Here is a 20,708-nt window from a genome sequence, read left to right on the forward strand (position 1 = left end):
TGGGCAGCAGGCCCGGCCTCAACCTCGATCTCGTGGAGGGCACAGAATGACCGGCGTTCCCAGCATCGATCCGCGCAGCGGCAGGACCGTGGAGATCGTCGCCGAGGAGACCACGACCGAGCAGGTCGGCGCGATCTGTTCAGCCGCGCTCGCGGCTGCCGGACCGCTCGAGGACCTGGGCCGCGACGGGCGGGCGGCACTGCTCGACGATCTGGCCACAGCGTTGGAGGCGCAGCGGGACCGCATCGTCGAGGTGGCCGATCGGGAGACCGCGCTCGGGACCGTCCGGCTCAACGGCGAGCTGAGCCGGACCTGCTACCAGCTGCGGCTGTTCAGCGAGGTGCTGCGTGACGGCGGATATCTCGAGGTCACGATCGACCGTCCAGGAGACACCCCGATGGGGCCGCGCCCGGACCTGCGGCGGATGCTCGTGCCGATCGGACCGGTCGCGGTCTTTGGCGCCGGCAACTTCCCGCTCGCCTTCTCGGTCCCCGGCGGCGACACGGCCTCGGCCATCGCTGCGGGCAGCCCTGTGGTCCTCAAGGCACACCATTCCCATCCGGCAACGTCGCAGCTCTGCTACGAGATCCTCGCCGAGGCCAGTCGGAAGGCCGGCGCCCCGGAAGGCACCTTCGGCATCGTGCACGGCCTGCGGGCGGGCGCCGACCTGGTCGCCCATCCGGCGATCCGGGCGGTCGGCTTCACCGGCTCGGTCACCGGCGGCCGTGCCCTGCTCGCGATCATCGAACAGCGCCCCGAGCCGATCCCCTTCTACGGCGAACTCAGCAGCCTCAATCCTGTCATCGTCACCCCGGCGGCCGTCGCCGACCGGGCCGAGCGGATCGGCGCTGAGTTCGCGGCATCGTTCACCCTGGGAGCCGGCCAGTTCTGCACCAAACCCGGTCTGCTGTTCGTCCCCGCCGGCGCGGACGGAGACCGCCTGGTCACCGCGATCCAGGAAGCAATCGCCGACCTGGAACCGATGGTGATGCTCAACAACGGCATCGCCACCTCCTACCAGCAGGGCACGTCCGCGCTGGCGGCCGCCGCCGCAGGTGCCTCGGCCCACTCTCAACTAACGCCAGGGGACACCCGAGATCAGACGGTGAGCGACCAACCGGCCAGAGCCACACCGCTTCTGTTCACCGCCTCGGCGGCGGCGCTTCCGCCGGAGGCGACCGAGGAGTGCTTCGGGCCTGTCACCGTGGTGGCCCGATGGACCGATGAGGCGGAACTGTTCGCGGCCCTTGACGGGCTGCCACCTTCCCTGACCGCCACTGTGCACCGAGGGTCCGGCGAGACGGACCTGCCGGCCGAGTTGACCCACCGGTTGCGTTCCCGGACCGGGCGTCTCGTCTACGACGGGTACCCCACAGGCGTGGCGGTTGCCTGGGCGCAGCATCACGGGGGGCCATGGCCGGCCACCAACACGCAGCACACGTCGGTCGGAGCAACCGCCATCCGTCGGTTCCTTCGGCCGGTGACCTGGCAGAACGCGCCAGCCGACCTGCTCCCGCCGGAGTTGCGTGACGAATACGACAGCGTTCCGCGACGGATCGACGGGGTGCTTCACACCAGACTCTGAGGGGTGCAATTCGATCATGCGGTACTACTGCTGGCCGGGGGTGTCGGTTCCGGGTTGACAGGTTCGATGGCGGGATTGGCTTCGCTGATCAGTTACCCGACATTGCTCGCCGTCGGGCTCCCGCCGATCGCCGCCAACGTGACCAACTCGGTCGGTCTGCTCGCCAGCGGCGCCGGGTCAGCCGCTGGATCGAGGCCGGAGCTGCGCGGCCAGGGCCGAAGGATTCTCCGGCAGAGTGTGTTCGCGCTGCTCGGCGGCACCACCGGTGCGATTCTGCTGATGAACACGACGTCAGCGGTGTTCGAGCGGATCGTGCCGGTGCTGATCGGCGTGGCCGCGGTGGTCCTGCTGATGCGTGACCGGCTGCGCGGCTGGTACACGCGGCCGAAGGGACGGTTCGCGCAGCCGCCGCTCGGATTGGCGATCTTCCTGATCGGCATCTACGGCGGCTACTTCGGGGCAGCCGCCGGCGTGCTGATGCTGGCCGTCATGTCCATGTCGATGGTCGAGCCGCTCGCAGTGACCAACGCCGTGAAGAGCGTCGTCCTCGGCGCTTCGAACGCCGCCGCCGCAATCCTGTACGCCTTCATCGCCCCGGTCCATTGGACCGCCGCCGCGCTGCTGGGATTCGGCTGCCTGATCGGCAGCTGGATCGGCCCGGCCCTGGTCCGCCGCACCCCGGAACGCCCACTCCGCATCGTCATCGCCCTAGCCGCCCTGGGCCTCGCCGCCTACCTCTGGCAAGACGCCGGCACCTCCTGATCCGCCACCGCAACCGCCGTAACGGTCACGGCCGACCCTGCAGTCACGGATGCCATTGCCCACTGGTCGAGAACGTACGCGCCACCCGCTCCTGCTCCTGCCCGAGCACGTGCACCGCCACGGTGTCGGCGGCCTCCACCGCGGGCCAGGCCGAGGCCGACTCGGCCAGGCAGAACGAGACGAGCGGCGGGTCCAGAAAGACCGAGGTGAACGAGGTCGCGGTGAATCCGGTGGCCGGTTCGCCGGGCGCGGTGATCACCACGACTGCCGCGGCGTGCCGGCGCAGCAACTGCCGGAAGAGGTCAGCGTCCACAAGGGCGAGATCCGAGTCGACACCAAACCCGGCGACTACATCCACGTACCGCCGTGGGTGCCGCACCGCGAGGAGAACCCGGACCCGGACGACGAGGCGGTCGTGGTGATCTCCCGGACCACGCAGGAGGCGATCGTCGTCAACGTCCCCGACCTGAAATGGGTGGGCCCCGTGGCGATCGGCTCGTCGGAGTCACCACACCTGTAACAGGTGTGACGATGGGGGCATGACGATCCGGGTCGCGATGTGGTCAGGTCCCCGCAACATCTCCACGGCGATGATGCGCAGCTTCGGCTCGCGCGCCGACACCGTGGTGACCGACGAGCCGTTGTACGCCCACTACCTCGCCGAAACCGGCCTCGACCACCCCGGCCGTGACGGGATCCTCGCCGCCCAGCCGCAGCGTTGGGAGGACGTCGCCGACACGCTGACCGGCTCGATTCCCGGCGACCCGGCGGTCTTCTACCAGAAGCACATGGCCCACCACCTGCTGCCCCGGATCGGGCGCGACTGGCTCGGCAAACTCACCCACGCCTTCCTGATCCGCGACCCCGCACACGTGGTGGCGTCGTATTCGAAGGTGCGCGGCGAGCCGACCCTGGACGACCTCGGCTACCCGCAGCAGGTGGAGATCTTCCGTACGTTCGGCGGGCCGGTGGTCGACTCGGCCGACGTGCTCCGCGATCCCGAACGCACGCTACGTCTTCTCTGCGAGGGCCTCGGCTTCGCCTTCGACCCGGCGATGCTCGCCTGGGCGCCGGGCCCGCGACCGGAGGACGGCGTGTGGGCGCCACATTGGTACGCCTCGGTGCACTCCTCGACCGGTTTCGCCCCCTACAACCCGTCCCCGGCCGAGGTCCCGGACCGCCTGCGTCCGCTGGTCGAGGCCGCCCTCCCCTACTACGAGGAACTGGCCGCCCACCGCCTCTGACCGCGACCCGTACTCCCGTGCAATGATTTCGCATCCATCGATCGAGGAGAGCGGGCATGGGGTACAGCGGGGGCATCTACGTGGCGAAGGCCGAGCGGCCGGCGGCAGTCGGCGACCTGGACGTGTTGTGGTCGAAGGAGTTCCCCGACGGCTGGCACGAGCTGCAGCTCGACGGCTTTCCGGAGAGCTCCGCGCTCCCCGGGCTGGTGACCGCCACCGGTGCCCCGGCGCTGGTGGCGGTGGTGCTCGACAGCGACATGGCGCACGTCCAGGCCCTCAGTCCGGCCGGTGTCGACTGGGCCGCCTATCTGCACCCCGACAACGCGGAGGCCTTCGGCGCCCCGCCGCTGCCGCACTCCCCGGACGAGATCGTCGAACTGGCCGTCGCCTGGTCCACCGAAGCCGGACTCGTCGCCGACCCGGAGGCGGTCCGGGCCGCACTGACCGCGAAGAACACCTTCGCCGAGGAGACCTTCACCGAACTGCTGGCCGCGCTGGGCATCAGCTCCCGCTGACGCCCAGCGACGCCGACGGGAGTGTCAGGCGTCCAGGAGGCGGACGCCGTTGGTGCTGGCGTGTTCCTGGTAGATCTCGGCCACCCGGGCGGTCAGCGGGCCCACCGACCCGTCGCCGACGCGGCGGCCGTCGATCGTGGTGACCGCGGCGATCTCGCCCATCGTGCCGGTGCAGAAGACTTCGTCGGCGGTGTACATCTCGGTGAGCGACACGTCGCGGACCACGGCCGGGATGTCGTGTCGGGCGGCCAGGTCGAGGACCGTCTGGCGGGTGATCCCTTCCGGACAGGCGGCGGTCGTGGGGGTGACCAGGCGACCGTCCGTCACCGCGAACAGGTGGGTGGCGTTGGTCTCGGCGACGAAGCCCCGCTGGTCGAGCATGAGGGCGTCGTCGGCGCCGGCCGCGTTCGCCTCGATCTTGGCGAGGATCGAGTTGATCAGGTTGTTGTGGTGGATCTTCGGGTCCAGCACGTCCGGGGACGGGCGGCGGATGCTCGACGTGGCCAGGCTGAGTCCGCCGGTGTCGTAGACCGGTGGCTTGTGCTCGGCCAGCACGATCAGGGTCGGCCCGGCCCGGTTGAGGCGCGGGTCCATGCCGCTGGTCACCTTCACCCCACGGGTCAGCGTGAGCCGGAGGTGCACCCCGTCGGTCATCTCGTTGGCCCGCAGCGTGGCGACGATCGCCTCGATGATCGTGTCGTCGGCCGGGATGTCGGTGAACCCGAGGGCCAGCGCCGACCGCCGCAGCCGGGCCAGGTGCTCGGTGAGCCCGAAGATCGCGCCCCGATAGAGCCGCAGACCCTCCCAGACCGCGTCACCACCCTGGACCACCGAGTCGAACGGGGAGAGGCCGGGCTGGTCACGGTGCAGCAGGTTCCCGTTGACCCAGTACTGGATACCGGCATTGCGCTCGTCGTACCGCTGAAGCATCGGCCCAGCCTACCGGCGAGGAAGGGAATGCGACCGGCGGGCGAGCAAGGGCGAGGAATGACGAGCCGGCCCCGTTCGGGTCGGGGCCGGCTCGTCCGTACCGCGGAAGAGATCTAAGCCCGGCCACCCGGAACCGAGACCTGGCGGCGGGCCAGGTCCTGCAGGATCTCGCTGGTGGCGGAGGTGCCGAAACGTGTCACGCCGACGCCGGCCATCGCGATCATCGCGTCCAGGGTCCGCACCCCGCCGGAGGCCTTGACCTGCACCTTCGGGGAGACCGCGGAGCGCATCAGCGCGAGGTCGTCGATGGTGGCGCCCTTCGGGGCGAAGCCGGTGGAGGTCTTCACGAACGCCGCGCCGGCGCGCTCGGCGGCCCAGCAGGCGGCGAGTTTCTGCTCGTCGGTGAGGTACGCCGTCTCGAGGATGACCTTGACGTGCGCGCTGCCGGCGGCCTTCACGATGAGGCCGATCTCGTGTTCGACGGCGGCGATGTCACCGGAGCGCAGCCAGCCGATGTTGAGCACCATGTCGATCTCCTTGGCGCCCTGGTGCACGGCGAGCTCGGTCTCCGCGATCTTGACCGAGGTGGGGGTGTCGCCGTGTGGGAAGCCGACGACCGTGCCGACCATGACGTTGGTGCCGCGCAGCAGATCGACCGCGACCGTCACGTCGACCGGCCGGACGCACACCGAGGCGACGTCGTACTTCTTGGCGATCGCGCAGCCTTCGCGCAGGTCTTCCAGGGTGAACTCGGGCCGGAGGATGGAGTGGTCGATCATCTTCGCGATCTGCGGCACGGTGAAGTTCATGGAACCGGACAGTAGCTGTCTAGACAGGTGGTTGTCTAGACAGTCTGGAGGTGTCGGTAGGGTGTGCCTCATGTCCGGGGATCCCGATTTCTCGCCGCGCTACTTCCGCATCGAACAGGCGCTGCGCGCACAGATCGCGAAGTCCCGGCCACACGACCCGCTGCCGTCCGAACCGGAGCTCGCCCGCGAGCACGGCGTCAGCCGGATGACCGCCCGCGCCGCGGTGACCCAGCTGGTCAACGACGGTCTCGTCTACCGGGCGCCGGGCCGCGGCACGTTCGTCGCCGTGCCCAGCGGGCCACGCCGCGCCGACCACCTGATCCGGCTCAGCGAGGAGATCCGCAAGCAGGGCAAACGACCATGGGCCAAGGTGGTCGTGGCCGAGCTGCGCCCGCCCACCGCCATCGAGGCGACCCGGCTGCGGCTGCGCAAGGGCGATGTGTTCGCGATCCACCGGGTCCGGTTCGCCGACGACGAGCCGATCGCGTTCGAGCGGGCCATGTATCCGGGGACCGTCGGCGACCTGCTCGCTGCCGACCTGTCCCGCTCGGTGCACGAGGCACTGGTCAAACTCGGTCACACCCCGGTCCACGGGACATCGACGATCCGCGCCGAGGCGGCCACCGGGGAGGACGCCCACGAGCTGGGCGTCCCGGTCGGTTCGGCGCTGCTGATCGAGGAACGGCTGATCCTCGATCAGAACGAGCGGCCGCTCGAGCTCAGCGAGTCCCGCTACGCCGGCGACCGCTACCGGCTAGACGTCGCATTCGGGGTCGAGCCGCTCGTTCAGTAGGTGTAGCGGGGCGGCCTCGATGCCGGCGCTGTCCAGCGCGTCCCAGTAGGCGGCCGCCTGTTCCGCGCGCACCGGGCCGTCGACCAGCGGCAATCCCGGAACGGCGGCGTGCAGCAACGACTCCAACTGGCACGACGCGATCGACCCGGGCAGGTGGCGGTCGATCGCCGGCAGGCCGGGAGCCGCGTTCCGGACGGTCTCGCCGCAGTCCAGGAGGCCGCCGCCGACGATCAGGACGTCGCCGCGCGTGCGCATCCGGTTCAGGGCTCGGGACGTGTCGAAACAGTGCGGGAACGAGTCGTCGACCAGGATCGTGCCCGGACGCAGTCGATCCACGTCCAGGGTGCGGGGCCCGCTGCTGGTCGCCGCGATGATCACGTCGGCGCGGTAGACCGCGTCGGCGCCGGTCGCCACCTCGGTCGGGACGTCCAGGGTCGCGGCCAGCTCGGTCAGGCGCGATGCGGCGGCCGGCAGATCGCACAGGATCAGGCTCGCCGGTGCCTCGGCGCGGGCCAGCAGCAGGCTCAGCGACGACGTCCCGATCGAACCCAGACCGAGGACGGCGACGACACAGTCCGGCAGCTTACGGTCGCGGGCGGCCAGGGCCGAGAAAACGGTGCGGACCACTGCGGCCGCGGTCACCGCATGGCCGGTGGTGAGGTCGGCGTCGCTTCGGCGGTACGGGGAGACGGCCACCCCGTAATTCGTGTTCGCCGGAATCATTCCCGCGAGGGAGACCGTCCGCGCGCCCAGACCGGCGGCCAGATCGACGGCCGCGGCGACGTGTTCGGCCAGGCCGGGGCGTCCCAACTCGTCGGCGAAGCGGGGCACCGCGACGAACCCGGACCGGCCCAGCGGGGTGTCGACGGTCTCCAGCAGCCGCGCCCGCCGGCCCGGGAAGATCAGCCCGCGAATCGTCTCCCGGTCGAGGCCGGGCAACATCCGCCGGACGTCTTCGGGCAGAGCGCCCGCCAGTGCCGCGAGTTGCTCCGGCCCCGGAAGATATCCGACAAGTCCGGCGCTGAGCGTCGCCCGCTCGACACCGTCGGCCATCCGGCCCGACTCGACGCCGTCGGGCATCCGGCCCGGCTCGACGTCGGCGGCCAGCCGGCCCGGCTCGACGTCGGCGGCCAGCCGGCCCGGCTCGACAACGGCCGTCATTCGGCGCAGCTCGGCGGCGATCTCGGTTGCCAGGCGGTCGGTGACCGCCTGCGGGAGGACGGTGCGGAGCGTCAGCCGGAGGCCGGCCTCGACCGGGCGGACCGCGAGCAGGACCTCGGTGCCCGGTGGGACGGCGAGTTCGGCGTCCGTGTCGTCCCAGGTCAACCGCAGCGTCTCGCCCCGTACGCCGCCCAGGGCACCGAAGTCCAGGTAGGTGAAGAAGTGCTGCCAGCCCTGCGGCGCGGTGAACGTCCTGGTCCGGGCGTCGAGAACGGCCGCCGACACCTCGGCGAGGCTCGCATCGGAGCCCGGCCGGACGGCCACCGCGGTGGCGCACGGTCCGAAGATCCGGCCCAGGTCGGCCAGGGCGTGGTCGCGCCCGGTCACCGCGACCCCGATCACCGGGTCGGGGCGGCCGGTCGCCGACGCGAGCGCCCGGTGGTAGGCGGCCAGCACCGGCACGAACGGGGTCACCCCGGCGGTGATCGCTCGGTCCCGCAGTTCGGTGGCCGTGTGCACGGTGAATCCGGCGGTGGTGATCGCCCCGCCGACGCGGATCGGGCCACCGTCGTGCGGGGCGACCTCCGACGGCATTCCCTCCAACCGGGACACATATTCCCGAAATGTCGCCCGAATCGGTTCGAGCTCGGCTCCGTCGTAGACGGCCGACAGCTCCCGCATCAGCAGCGCCACGCTGTAGCCGTCCCCGACCAGGTGGTGCGCGTGCACCATCAGCACGTGCTCCTCCGAGCCGTAGCGGAGCAGCCGCAACCGCACGAGCGGCCACTCCGCCGGATCGAACCGGTACTCCCGTTCCGCCGCCAGCTCCTCGTCGAGCGGTCGCGGGGCGGATTCGTAGCCGACCACCGGGGTCACCGACCGGAGTTCCCGCTGCACCGGCGGCCGGGCGTCCCGCGGGAACACGGTCCGCAGCATCGGATGCCTCCCGACCAGCAGGTCCACGGCTCGGCGGAAGCGTTCGAGATCGAGTGGCCCGTGCAGGCGAGGAGCCGCCAGCCAGGTCGGCGGCGCACCGACCGCGTCGGCGAGAAGGAACCCCCGCTGGGTCGACGTCACCGGGAAATCCCTGCCGCCCACCGGGCCACCAGGCAAGACGCCGCCCACCGGGTCACCGGGCGAGACGTCACCCACCGGATCACCAGGCAAGACGCCGCCCACCGGATCACCGGGCGAGACGCCACCCACCGGACCACCGAGCGAGACGCCGCCCACCGGGTCACCGGGCGGGGTGCCGTCATCGATCGTCGCGTCGAGGACGGCGGCGAGTGCGGCCAGGGTGCGATGCCGGTAGACGACCGTGGGTCGGGGCAGTGCGGTCCGGTGCTCGCTCAGACCGGCGAAGAGCTCCAGCACCCCGATCGAGTCGCCGCCGAGTGCGAAGAAGTCGTCCTCGCGCCGGACCGACGCGACACCGAGCTGCCGGGTCCAGAGTTCGGCGAGGAGCCGCTCGGTCGCGGTCGCCGCCGGACCGCCCTCGCCGACGCCGGAACCCGCCGGGCCGCCCCTCAGCCGAGAACGGTCGATCTTGCCGGCCGCGGTGAGCGGCAACTCCCCCACCACCTCGAACCGTGACGGCACCAGATATCCGGGCAATAGACCGGTCAGGTGGGCACGCAGCGCGGGACCGTCAACGGACGACGACTGCACCCACGCCACGAGCCGCCCGCCGTCGACGAGCACCACCGCCCGCTCCACCCGCGGATGCCGCCGCAACGCCGCCTCGACCTCGCCCGGCTCGATCCGGTACCCGTGGAGTTTCACCTGGTCGTCGACCCGCCCACGGAACCAGAGAACCCCGTCGGCATCCAACTCCCCGAGGTCACCGCTGCGGTACCAGCGCCGGCCGTCCCGTTCCACGAACGCCGCCGCGGTCTGCTCCGGGTCGTCGAGATATCCGTCGGCCAGCCCGGCGCCACCGATCCAGATCTCCCCGTCCGGTCCGGCGATCTCGATCTCCGCACCGCCGATCGGGCGGCCGATCGGCAGCCGGGTCACCTCGTCAGCGGGGCGCTCGGTGATCAGGTGCCAGGTCGCGTTGATCGTGGTCTCGGTGGGTCCGTACAGGTTGGTGATCCGCTGACCCGGGCCGAGCAGGTCGAACCAGCGCCGGACGTGCGCCGGCGACAGCACCTCCCCACCAACATGCACCCAGCGTAACCGGGAGAGATCGGGGCGAGTCTTCTCGGCAGCGGTCAGCAGCCGCTCCCACAGCGTCGGAACCGAACTCCACACGGTCACCCGATCCCGGACCAGGAGCTCGACGAGCAACTCGGGGTCCCGAACCGTGTCCCGATCCCAGGCCACGACTGTCGCTCCGACCAGCAACGGAGCCAGGATCTGCCGTACCGAAGCATCGAAGCAGATCGAAGCGGTCTGGGCGAGCCGATCGCCTGCCCGGTAGCCGAAGGCACCGATCGCCCAGTCCAGATAGTCGGCCATCGCCCGGTGCCCGACCGCGACGCCCTTCGGCCGCCCGGTAGACCCGGACGTGAAGATGATGTACGCGGTGTCACCACCCGGGGTATCCGCCGGCAGTGCCGCCGACCCGCCCGGCGCCGCCGCGTCCACCAGCGTGAACTCCGGCCCGAGCGTTTCGGCGACCGCCCGGGTCCCGGAGTCGTGGACGACCTCGGTCACCCCCGCCCGGGTGAGCAGCCCCGCGATCCGGGCCGGCGGGTGCGCGGCGTCCATCGGCACCCACGTCGCACCGGCCCGGAGAATTCCGACGACGCCGATCACGGTGCTCGCTCCCGGGCCGGTCAGCAGCCCGATCCGGCGGCCACCGCCGGCCACGAGCCGCCCCGCGAGGCGATCCGATGCGGCATTCAGCGCGCGATAGGTGAGCGGCACGCCATCGCTCAAAACCGCAATCCCCTCAGGGGTACGGCGACACTGCTCCCGAATCCGCTCGACCACCCCGCCACGCCGTCCCGTACCGGTGGTGGCGTTCGGTCCGGCCAGCGCGGTGATCTCGGCCAGATGTTCGGTGGCGAGACGCTCGATGGTCGCCGTGGTGAACAGAGCCGCCGGATGGTTCCAGGAGAAGTGCAGCGTGCCGTGCGCCTCGAAACAGACCAGGCCGAGTCGGGTGGCCGCCGACGCCGTCCCCGCAGTCGTGGCGAGAACACCCGCCGCCGTGACCCCGGCGTTCGGGAACCGGGCGAAACTGAACCCGGCCGGGCTCGCCGTGCGCGGCCCCGCCCCGTCCGCGGCGAGCAGACGGGCCAGATCGACGGTGGACACCGAACCGTGCCGCTCGGCCGTCAGCCACAACTCCCGGATCCGCCCGGCCAGCTCGGTTCCGGTCTCCCCCGGCCGAACCTGGACCAGCACCGGAAGCGTGTCCGCGAACGGCCCGACCATCCGGTCCACACCCGGCAGCCGATCCTCCCGTCCTGCCCGAGCCACCGAGACGGGCACGTCGACCTGCCCGCTCCAACGCGCCAGGCAGCGCACATACCCCGCGAGGAGCAGGTGGAAGAGCGAAACCCCGGCCTCTCGCGCGGTGCCGGCCAGCCGCCGGCTCACTTCCGGATCAAGGGCCTTCTGGTGTACGAGGTACGGCCCCCGAGGCTCGTCAGCGGCATCCCCGTCAAACGGCAGGGACAGCCGCGGATACCCCGCCAGGACCGCACGCCAGTGATCGATATCGGCCGCACGTGGCCCGGCCTGATGCTCCGCGAACGTGGCCACCGGTGCCGCCGCCAGCCCACCACCGTCGTACAGCGCCCACAGTTCGTCCCCGAGAACCGCCAGGCTGTACCCGTCGGCCGCCGCGTGGTGCACCACCACGACGAGCCGCGTCACCCCGGCCCCCGTCGCGAGCACCGCCCGGATCGGCCCTTCCCGCTCGAGATCGAACGGCCGGTTCCGCAGCTCCACCTCCCAGTCCGCCCGCCCCTCCGCCGGCCCGTCCGTGAACCAGGTCGGTCGGCCGGCCGTCGGGGCGGCGAAGTACTGACCGGTCGGACCGAACCGGACCCGCAGCATCGGGTGGCGACGTTCGAGCTCGGCGAACGCACCCGCCAGCCGCTCCGCGTCGACCGGCCCGGCCAGCGTCTGCCCGACATAGGCGTAGGCGGGCACCTCCGGATAGAGCCGGCCGGTCGTCACGAACGCGCGCTGCACCGGGCTGAACGGGAACTCCCCCGCCCGCACCGGCGACACCACGTCGGTGCGGGCCCGGTCCTGCGGGATCGCCAGGTGGGCGGTCAGTTCGCCGATCGTGCGGTGTTCGAAGAACAGCGTCGTCGACAGCGTCCGCCCAAGGCGTTTCTCCAGCTCCTTGACCAGGTCGACGGCGGTGAGCGAGTCGAGTCCCAGGACCAGGAACGGTTCGTCCAGGCCGATGGCGCCGGGTTCCCGTTCCAGCGGTCCGGCCAGCAGTTCCCGCACGACCGCGACCAGCTCGTCCCGCTCGGCCGTCGCGGTCGTGGCACCCACGCCGCCCGGTGCGGGTGCCACGGTCAGGCTGCCGGAGTCTGGGCGGCCGGAGTCTGGGCGGCCGGAGTCTGGGCGGCCGGAGTTCGGGCGGACAGCGCCGCCGACCGCTGGGGTCACCAGGACCTGCGGGGCGCCCAGGGCGGCCGCGGCCCACAGGGTCTCCGGCAGCTGTTCGATCGGCAGGACACCCGTGGAGCGGGCCGGGCCGTGGGTGCCGGCCAGGCCACCCCCGGTGATGGCGGGCAGGTTGACCGCGACGAACGGGCGACCGGCGGCCTGCTCGGTGGCCGCGAACGTGTCCAGGAACGCGTTACCCGCCACGTAGTCGCCGACCGCGCCGGCCAGCCCCGGAACGACCGACGAGATCGACGACAACGCGATCACCGGCGGGCGTCGATCACCCAGCGCACGGGTCAGCAGGACGGTTCCGTGGACCTTCGCGGACAGACCGGCGGTGATCTCCTCGGCGGACTTCGCTCGCAGGCTGCCCGGCCGGGCCACCCCGGCGGCCTGGATCACCAGGTCGAAATCGCGGTTCGCGACCAGTGCGGTGACGTCCTCCTCGACCGTCACGTCGGCGATCCGGTAGTCGGCGGTCGCACCCAGCTCGCGAAGTTCGGCCAGCAGGGCGACCGGCTCGGCGGAACGGCCCGCCAGCAGCAACGTCGGACGGCCACGGCGGGCCAGGTGGCGGGCGATCTCCGCGCCGGCCGCCCCAGCACCGCCGACGATCAGGTAACTGCCGTCCGGCGGCGGGAGCAACGGATCACCGGTCGTCACGGGGGCGAACGAACGGGTCAGGCGGTGGCCGTTGCGCCAGGCCACGAGTTCGGCCGGACCGGGAGCGGGTGGATCGGTGGCCTCCTGTCGCAGAGCGGAGCGACGGGACTCCTCCGGGTCGGCGGAGGTGAGATCGAGTAGCCGTACCGCCGCCTGCGGGTTTTCGTCGGCGAAGGCCATCGCCAAGCCGGACCAGACCGCATGCCGGGGGTCCGGTTCGTTGTCGCCGGTCGCGAACAGATCACGGGTCACCAGCAGCAGGAAACCGTTTCGCGGGGTCGCGGTGATCGCGGCCAGGGCATCGCCGGGATCGTCCGAATCGGCGATCACGATCGTCGCGGGAATCGATTCTCCGGGAGCCGGCGCTGCGGCCGGGATCCAATTCGGGACCGACAGTTTCGGGCGCGGCGGATCGGTCACCCAGAAACGGCGGCGCTGGAACGGATACGTCGGGAGGGCCACTCGGCGGGTTCCGGCGTCGAGGTTCTCGCGGTTCAGGAGGGCACCCCGCATCCACAGGTCGCCGACCGTTCTCAGGAGCACCGATGCGTCGTTTCCGGCGTGGCGGACGGTCGTTCCGCGTACCAGAGGAGAAAGGGTGACCGACGCGCCCACCTCGACCATCGTGTCGAAGCCGGCCCCGCGCAGCCGCTCGATCGCGTCCGCGAAACGAACCGGGTCGAGCGCGTGAGCCGCCAGATAGGCGCCGTCGAATGACGGATCCCACTCACCGGTGACCGTGCTCATCTGCGGGATCGTGGTCGCGCGTTCCGGCGGCGCGAGAGATTTCAACGCCTCGGCCACCGGGGTCATCGCCGGGGAATGGAAAGCGTGCGAAACCGCCAGCCGCCGGGTGGTGATGCCATTGTCGGCCAGGTCGGCGGCGGCTCGGGTGATCGCGTCGTGCGGGCCGGAGAGGACCACCCGATTCGGTGCGTTCAGGGCGGCGATCGTCACGCCCGTTCCGCCGGTGATCTCGGTGACCCGGGCGGCTGAGGCGGCGACCGCGAGCATGGCGCCCGGTTCGGTTCGGGCGGCGGTCAAGCGGCCCCGTTCGGCGGCCAGCATCACCGCCTCCACCGCGGTCAATCGGCCCGCGGTCACCGCTGCGGCCAATTCGCCGAGGCTGTGGCCGGTCACCGCGGCCGGCCGGATCCCGTAGGCGATCAACTGCGCGGCCTGCGCCACCGCGAACGCGACCACCAGCGGCTGGGTCACCTCGGTGTGGGCCAGATCGGACTCGGGGACGGTCCGATCGGTGCACCATTCGACCAGCGAACGGCCCGCCACCGGACCGGCCGCGGCCGAGACCTGATCCAGGACGGCTCGGAAGACGGGAGCCGTTTCGTACAGGTCGGCGCCCTGGCCGGGGCGTTGGCCACCCTGACCGCCGAACAGGAAGGCCACCCGGGCGGGACGGGTCGACGGCGGTCCGGGTTCCACCGCGGTCAACTGCTCCGGGAGATCATTCTCGGTCAAGATCGCTATGCGGTACGGGGCGTCGTCCCGCGCGGTCGACGCGGTGGCGCAGACGTCCGCCAGTGGCAGGCCGGGATGGTTCCGTAGGTGGGCCGCCAGCCGGGTGGCCGCCGCGCGGAGGGCGGGCCCGGATCGGGCGGACAGGGTCAGCAGGTGTGGCCCACTCTTCGCCCCAGACCCGACCGTGTCCTCGCCGACCTCCCGGACCACCTCGACGTTCCCGCCGACCTCCCCGGCTACTTCGACGTTTCCGCCGACCTCCCGGACCACCTCGACGTTCCCGCCGGCCTCCAGGATCACGTGGGCGTTCGTGCCGCCGAAGCCGAAGCCGTTCACGCCCGCGACACGCGGGCCTGTCCACGGGCGTCGCTCGGTGAGCACCTCGAAACCGGCCGCCGCCAGGTCGAACCGTGGGGACGGACGGTCGTGGTGCAGGGACGGCGGCAACTCCCCGTGCTGCAGGGCCAGGATCACCTTCACCAGCGCGGGCAGACCGGCCACGTTCAGCAGGTGGCCGATGTTCGTCTTGACCGAACCGAGCATCCGGAGACGACCGTCGGGGCGCGGCGGGAACGCGTAGGCCAGAGATCGCGCCTCGATCGGGTCGCCCACCGCCGTGCCCGTGCCGTGGGCCTCCACATAGGAGACCACGACCGGATCAACACCGCATTCCCGGTACGCCTCCGCGATCACCGCACGCTGGAGCAGCGGATTCGGCGCCATCAGACTCAACGAACGGCCGTCGTTGTTGACGGCGCTTCCCCGTACCACCGCGAGAATCTGATCCTCGCCGGCATCGGCGAGCCGGGTCAGAACCAGCGCGGCCCCGCCCTCCCCCGGCACGAACCCGTCCGCCTCCGCGTCGAACGCCCGGCAACGCCCGGTGGGTGACAGCGCCTGGGCGGCGTTCAGCAGGGTCTCGCCGGTGGCCGTCAGGTTCAGGTTGACGCCGCCGACGATCGCGATGTCACAGTCCCCGGCGGCCAGACTGCGCCTCGCCAGATGCAGCGCCACCAGAGCCGACGAACAGGCGGTGTCCACGGCGATCGCCGGGCCGTGCAGATCCAGGAGATGCGCCACGCGGGCGGCGATCAGATTCCGCAGACTCCCGGTCAGCGCATACGCACCACCCACCCGAATCCCGCCGCGCGGCCCGGCTCCCGCTCCCGCGTCGGCGTCGGCTCCCGCTCTGGCTCCCGCTCCGGCGTCGGCTCCGGCCCCGGCGTCGGCTCCGGCTCCGGCCCCGGCCCCGGCCCCGGCCCCGGCCCCGGCTTCGGCCCCGGCCCCGGCCCCGGCTCCGGCTCCGGCTTCGGCTTCGGCTTCGGCTTCGGCTTCGGCTTCGGCTTCGGCTTCGGCTTCGGCTTCGGCTTCGGCTTCGGCTTCGGCGATGATCTCTGAGTAGCCGCTTTCACCGACGGCCGCGAAGACGCCGATCTTGTGGGATTTGCGCCGTGCGCCGGCGTATCCGGATCGTTCCAGCGCTTCGTGGGCGAGCTCGAGGAAGATCCGAGCGTGCGGGTCCAGCAGCCGCGCTTCCTCCTCACCGATCCCGAAATATCCGGCATCGAAGGATGCCGGGTCCTTCAGAAACGCACCATGCCCGCCGTCGGCCCACCGAGTCACGGGTGTGACGCTGTCCCGCCCGGCCAGAAGGTTCGCCCAGAACTCCTCAGGCGTATCCGCCCCCGGAAACCGGCAGGCCATCCCGATGACCGCCAACGCCCCAGGCCCCCGACCGGCAGCCACCGACACCCGCCCCGCAGCCCCGATCTCCGCGGCCGCTCCGACCGACGTCCCCGCCGCCGCCGTCGTCAGCCCCGCCGACATTCCTACCGCCGCCGTTGCCGGTCCCGCCGATATTCCCGCCGCCGTTGCCACCGCAGTTGCAGGTCCCGCCGCCGTTGCCGCCGCAGTTGCAGGTCGCGCCGTCGTTGCAGGTCGCGCCGTCGTTGCCGACGTTCCGGCCGCTGTTGCCGCCGCACTTGCCGGCAGAGAGGTTGCGGCCGCTTCGTCGACCATCAGCCGATCAGCGAGGGCCGGAACCGTCGCGCAATCCCGGAGCATCGACGGTTCGAGGGTGCGGCCGAACGCGTCCTCCAACGCCGCCAGCACTTCCATGGCCTTGAGCGAAGACCCACCGATAGCCAGAAATCGATCATCCGGCCCGATCGATTCCTCCGAAACGCCGAGCACCCGCGCCCAGATTTCCCGGACGACCCGCTCCACGTCAGCCCGCCCGAACGGGATCGCCGCCCGCGCCCCGCCGGCTTCCTCAGCCGACGTCGCGCTGCCCCCCACCGGAACCGGCCGGCCTCCAGAGCTGTCCCCGCCATGATCGGACAGCTCTGACGACAAGCCGGCGCCGGGCCGGTGATCGGGGCTGTCTTCTGGGCGGCTCGGCGGCTCCGGGGACCGGCCGGGGAGGGTTTCGGGGGTGTGGCATAGGGGGTTGTCGGAGGGTTGAGCTGGTCGGGATGCGGTGCGGGTCGGGGGTTCGGGGGTGGGCGATGGCGGGGTCGACGAACGGGTCGGGGGTTCGGGAGTGGGCGGTGCTGAGGTCGACGAACCGGTCAGGCGTTCGCGTAGCGGGTGGCGACGTAGTTTGCCGCTGGTGGTTCGGGTGAAGGCGCCGTTCGGCAAGACCTCCACCCGGACGTCGTCGTGGGCCAGCGCCTCGGCCACCCGGGCCCGGACCTGGGCGGGCAGGCCCGCCGGGTCGGAGCGGACGGCGGGGATCGAGAGGTAGACGGCTACCCGTTCGTGGCCGGTGACGGGGTCGGTGGCGCCGACCACGGCTATCGGGCCGGCGGCCAGGCCCGGGGTGGCGGCGGCCAGTTCCTCCAGGTCGGCGGCGTGGAAGTTGCGGCCGTTGAGGAACAGGACGTCCTTGTGCCGGCCGGTCACCACCAGGCGGCCGGCCCGGAGGAAACCGATGTCACCGGTTCGGAGCCATGCACCGTCGAAGGCCGCGGCCGTCGCGATCGGATCGGCGTGGTAGCCGCGGGTGACGTTCGGGCCACGGACCTGGAGATGGCCGACGAGACCGTCCTCCAGAGGCCGCCCCTCGTCGTCCACGATGCGCAGCTCACAGCCCGGCACCGGATGGCCGAGGTCCATCAACGAAACCCCGGAAGCGGACGAGAGCACGGGCAGGGCGACGCCCCGGGCCAGGGCGGCCCGGCTCAGTGTCACCGGGACGGCGGGTTCACCCAGCGGGGGGCAGGCGACCGCGACAGTCGCCTCGGCCAGGCCGTAGACCGGCTGCATCGCTCCCGGGCGCAGACCGGCCGGCCTCAGGCGGGTGGTGAAGGTGTCCCAGACCGTCGGGGAGATCGGTTCGGCGCCGACCATCAGCAGGCGGACGCTGCTCAGGTCCAGGGCGTCCAGGTCGGGCTGGGCGACCCGGCGGTTGACCAGGGCCAGGGCGAAGTTCGCGGCCGACAGTACGGTGGCCCGGTGCCGGGAGGCGGTGGCCAGCCACACCGCGGGGCGCTTCGCGAACGCCAGAGGGCTGATCCGGATCTGGCGGCAGCGCACGTACAGCGGGGCCAGGTGGGTGCCGATCAGGCCCATGTCGTGGAAGTACGGCATCCACGTCACGAATACGTCTTCGCTGGTCAACGCCCCGGCCTGGGCGCCCTGAGCGAGGTTGGCCACGACGTTGGCGTGGGTCAGTTCGACACCTTTGGGCGTTCCGGTGCTCCCGGAGGAGAACTGCAGGAAGGCGAGGTCGTCCGGCCGTACCGGATGAGGGGTCGTCAACGGCAACGCGGACCGCAGGTCGCGAGGGGACAGCAGGGTGCCGCCGGGCGTCGCGGTGTCGCCCGCCAACGGCGGGCCGCCCAGGTGACGCCAGACGGCGGCGAGGCGGTTCGGTTCCGGCGGCAGCGGCACCGGTACGGCACCCGCCACCACCGCACCCCAGAAGAGGCCGAGGAAGTCCGCCCCGTCGTCGGCGACGATCGGCAGCGGATCGCCGGGCGCCACCCCCGCCTCGCGCAGGCCGCCGCCGATCCGCAGCGCGTCGGCGAACAGTTCGGCGTAACTGACGAACCGGTCCGCGTGAACGATGCCCTGACCTGGTGCGATGGTCGCGGCACGGGTCAGCACATCGGTCAGCCTCATGATCATGAGCCTATCGACGGATGCAACCCTCAGTTCGTCACGCGCGCGTCCGATCGGGAAGACGTGCCGCAACTGTTCCTGCTGGCCAACCTCGTCATCATGGTCGCCTACGCGGCGATCATGGTGTCGATCGTGGTACCCGTGCACCGGGCCGGGCAACTGGGATCGAACAAGCTCGCCACCGCGACCGCGTTGATCTTCTTCAGTTGCGCCGTCGGGCACGGGTTCCACTCGGTGATGGCGTTCCAGGCGCTGGTGGTGCTGCGGGAGACGCATGTGCACGGGGCCGGGCCGGGCTGGTCGACGGCGTCGGCGGTCTGGGACGCGTGCACCGCGGCGGTGGGTGTCTACTACTGGACGCTGCGGCGCGGGTACGGCGTACTGCTCCAGAAGGGTGCGATCTACGTCGACCCGTGGGGGCAGATGCGGCTGGACGAGGCGGACGCGCGGGAGCGGGCGGCCCGGGATCTGGCCGAGGCGCACCAGGCGACGCTGGCGACGGTCGTCGAGGACAGCGCCGACGCGATCATCGGGCTCACCCCGGACGGCACGATCAACGCGTGGAACGGTGGTGCCGAACGGATCTTCGGCTGGACCGCGGCCGAGGCGCTGGCGCAGCCGGCCTCACTCCTGGCCGGGCCGGACGGCGCCGGGCAGCAGGCGGACATGCTGGCCCGGATGCGAGCCGGGGAGGGCAGCTTCTCGTATGAGGGTCGCCGCCTCCGCAAGGACGGCCGCCCGGTCGAGGCCGCGTTCACCGTCACCCCGATCACCGACCCGACCGGCGCGGTGATCGGGGTGTCGGTGATCGCCCGGGACGTGTCCGCCGAGAAGGAGGCCGCGGAACGCCAACGTGCCGTGCAGGAGCGCAGTGACCAGGCGAAACGCATGGAGAGCCTGGGTAATCTGGCGGGCGGGGTGGCGCACGACTTCAACAACATCCTGGCGATCATCGCGAACTACACCGACTTCGTGATCGACGAGACCCGGGAGTTGCCGCACGTGCAGGCCGATCTGGCGCATGTGCGGACCGCGGTGGACCGGGCGACGAGCCTGACCCGGCAGCTGCTCACGTTCACCCGCGGTGACACCATCCAGTTGCGCGACGTCGACCTGAACGGGGCGATCGCCGAGGTGCACGCCGTCCTGGAACGCACCATCGGCGAGCACATCACGCTGATCGCGGTGCCCGCGCCGGAGCCGGTGTGCGTGCACGCCGACCCCGGTCAGGTGCACCAGATCCTGCTGAACCTGGCGATCAACGCGCGGGACGCGATGCCCGACGGCGGAACCGTGGTGCTGGAGGCGAACGTGGCCGCCCTGGACGGCGAGGAGCTGAACATGCAGCCGCCGCTACCGGCCGGGACGTACGCGCGGCTGCTGGTCAGCGACACCGGCGAGGGCATGGCGCCGGAGACCGCGGCGCGGATCTTCGAGCCGTTCTTCACCACCAAACCGCGCGGCCGCGGGACCGGTCTGGGCCTGGCCACCGTGTACGGGATCGTCGCCGAGGCGGGCGGCAGCATCAACGTCTACTCGGAACTCGGGGTGGGCACCACGTTCCGGATCTATCTGCCGATCTCGGCGGAGGCCGGGGCGACCCCGGCGTCGACCCACGTCGGCAGCCCGCCGCTCGGCGACGGGCGGACCGTGCTCGTGGTCGAGGACGAGGTGGCGCTGGCCCGGATCATCACCCGGATCCTGTCGAACGCCGGGTATCGGGTGCGGACGGCGACAAACGGCGCCGAGGGGCTGCGGGTGTTCCAGGAGAACGGCTGCGACCTGCTGCTGACCGACGTGATCATGCCCGAGATGACCGGGCCGAAACTGGCCGAGCTGGTCCGCCGGGAGCACCCGGACATGCCGGTGCTGTTCATGTCCGGCTACAGCAACGGGCTGCTCGGCACCACGCACGTGCTCGACGACGGGATCGCCTTCATCGAGAAGCCGTTCACCAGTGGCGATCTGCTGCACAAGGTGTTCGCCACGATGTCACATGACATCTGTCATGGCTGATCGCTGACTCCGGCGACTGCCCGTCACGGTTCGGATCGCGAACCA

The 20,708-nt window shown here is 71.5% G+C and carries 11 protein-coding genes; 7 read left to right on the forward strand and 4 right to left on the reverse strand.

What is annotated here, in order from left to right; all coding sequences use genetic code 11:
* Positions 1-46: 46 nt before the first annotated feature.
* Positions 47-1,585, forward strand: coding sequence for an aldehyde dehydrogenase (NADP(+)) (locus Q0Z83_RS33155; RefSeq protein ID WP_317787172.1), 1,539 nt, complete (start codon positions 47-49; stop codon positions 1,583-1,585).
* Between the two features lie 3 nt (positions 1,586-1,588).
* Positions 1,589-2,347 (forward strand): sulfite exporter TauE/SafE family protein, encoded by a 759-nt coding sequence (locus Q0Z83_RS33160; protein ID WP_317787173.1) that lies wholly within the window; start codon positions 1,589-1,591, stop codon positions 2,345-2,347.
* A 43-nt stretch (positions 2,348-2,390) separates the two neighbouring features.
* On the opposite strand, the gene Q0Z83_RS33165 is transcribed toward Q0Z83_RS33160, so the two are convergent.
* A complete protein-coding gene (locus tag Q0Z83_RS33165) occupies positions 2,391-2,636 on the reverse strand; it encodes a flavin reductase family protein (RefSeq protein WP_317787174.1) in 246 nt (81 codons plus the stop codon).
* Here Q0Z83_RS33165 and Q0Z83_RS33170 point away from each other — a divergent pair.
* The 3 genes from Q0Z83_RS33170 to Q0Z83_RS33180 are packed head-to-tail and all read left to right on the forward strand — an operon-like array spanning position 2,622 to position 4,106.
* Positions 2,622-2,867 carry a cupin domain-containing protein gene (locus Q0Z83_RS33170; RefSeq protein ID WP_317787175.1) on the forward strand — a complete coding sequence of 82 codons (246 nt, stop codon included), beginning with the start codon at positions 2,622-2,624 and terminating at the stop codon, positions 2,865-2,867. The genes Q0Z83_RS33165 and Q0Z83_RS33170 overlap by 15 nt on opposite strands.
* Before the next feature lie 19 nt (positions 2,868-2,886).
* Positions 2,887-3,591: a sulfotransferase-like domain-containing protein gene (locus Q0Z83_RS33175; protein WP_317787176.1), complete on the forward strand. Its 705-nt coding sequence runs from the start codon at positions 2,887-2,889 to the stop codon at positions 3,589-3,591.
* A gap of 56 nt (positions 3,592-3,647) precedes the next feature.
* Positions 3,648-4,106: a hypothetical protein gene (locus tag Q0Z83_RS33180; protein ID WP_317787177.1), complete on the forward strand. Its 459-nt coding sequence runs from the start codon at positions 3,648-3,650 to the stop codon at positions 4,104-4,106.
* 24 nt (positions 4,107-4,130) lie between these two features.
* On the opposite strand, the gene Q0Z83_RS33185 is transcribed toward Q0Z83_RS33180, so the two are convergent.
* A complete protein-coding gene (locus tag Q0Z83_RS33185) occupies positions 4,131-5,036 on the reverse strand; it encodes an aminotransferase class IV (RefSeq protein ID WP_317787178.1) in 906 nt (301 codons plus the stop codon).
* A gap of 113 nt (positions 5,037-5,149) precedes the next feature.
* The gene (deoC, locus tag Q0Z83_RS33190) at positions 5,150-5,845 is read right to left on the reverse strand and encodes a deoxyribose-phosphate aldolase (RefSeq protein ID WP_317787179.1); all 696 of its coding nucleotides are present in this window, start codon (positions 5,843-5,845) and stop codon (positions 5,150-5,152) included.
* Between the two features lie 70 nt (positions 5,846-5,915).
* On the opposite strand from deoC, the gene Q0Z83_RS33195 reads away from it, so the two are divergent.
* A complete protein-coding gene (locus Q0Z83_RS33195) occupies positions 5,916-6,638 on the forward strand; it encodes a GntR family transcriptional regulator (protein WP_317787180.1) in 723 nt (240 codons plus the stop codon).
* Here the strand turns inward: Q0Z83_RS33195 and Q0Z83_RS33200 are convergent.
* On the reverse strand, positions 6,600-18,647 hold the full coding sequence (locus Q0Z83_RS33200) for a non-ribosomal peptide synthetase/type I polyketide synthase (RefSeq protein ID WP_317787181.1): 12,048 nt from the start codon (positions 18,645-18,647) through the stop codon (positions 6,600-6,602). The genes Q0Z83_RS33195 and Q0Z83_RS33200 overlap by 39 nt on opposite strands.
* Positions 18,648-18,710: 63 nt before the next feature.
* Here Q0Z83_RS33200 and Q0Z83_RS33205 point away from each other — a divergent pair, with 63 nt between their 5' ends.
* Positions 18,711-20,663, forward strand: coding sequence for a response regulator (locus tag Q0Z83_RS33205; protein WP_317787182.1), 1,953 nt, complete (start codon positions 18,711-18,713; stop codon positions 20,661-20,663).
* The last annotated feature ends 45 nt before the right edge of the window (positions 20,664-20,708 follow it).

It is taken from the genome of Actinoplanes sichuanensis (assembly GCF_033097365.1).
GTDB classification, from domain to species: domain Bacteria; phylum Actinomycetota; class Actinomycetes; order Mycobacteriales; family Micromonosporaceae; genus Actinoplanes; species Actinoplanes sichuanensis.

Bases quoted from the DNA above. Each gene is read 5' to 3' on its own strand.
- Q0Z83_RS33155 (WP_317787172.1), top strand. From the start codon at position 47: ATGACCGGCGTTCCCAGCATCGATCCGCGCAGCGGCAGGACCGTGGAG.
- Q0Z83_RS33175 (WP_317787176.1), top strand. From the start codon at position 2,887: ATGACGATCCGGGTCGCGATGTGGTCAGGTCCCCGCAACATCTCCACG.
- Q0Z83_RS33180 (WP_317787177.1), top strand. From the start codon at position 3,648: ATGGGGTACAGCGGGGGCATCTACGTGGCGAAGGCCGAGCGGCCGGCG.
- Q0Z83_RS33185 (WP_317787178.1), bottom strand. From the start codon at position 5,036: ATGCTTCAGCGGTACGACGAGCGCAATGCCGGTATCCAGTACTGGGTC.
- deoC (WP_317787179.1), bottom strand. From the start codon at position 5,845: ATGAACTTCACCGTGCCGCAGATCGCGAAGATGATCGACCACTCCATC.
- Q0Z83_RS33195 (WP_317787180.1), top strand. From the start codon at position 5,916: ATGTCCGGGGATCCCGATTTCTCGCCGCGCTACTTCCGCATCGAACAG.
- Q0Z83_RS33200 (WP_317787181.1), bottom strand. From the start codon at position 18,647: ATGAGGCTGACCGATGTGCTGACCCGTGCCGCGACCATCGCACCAGGT.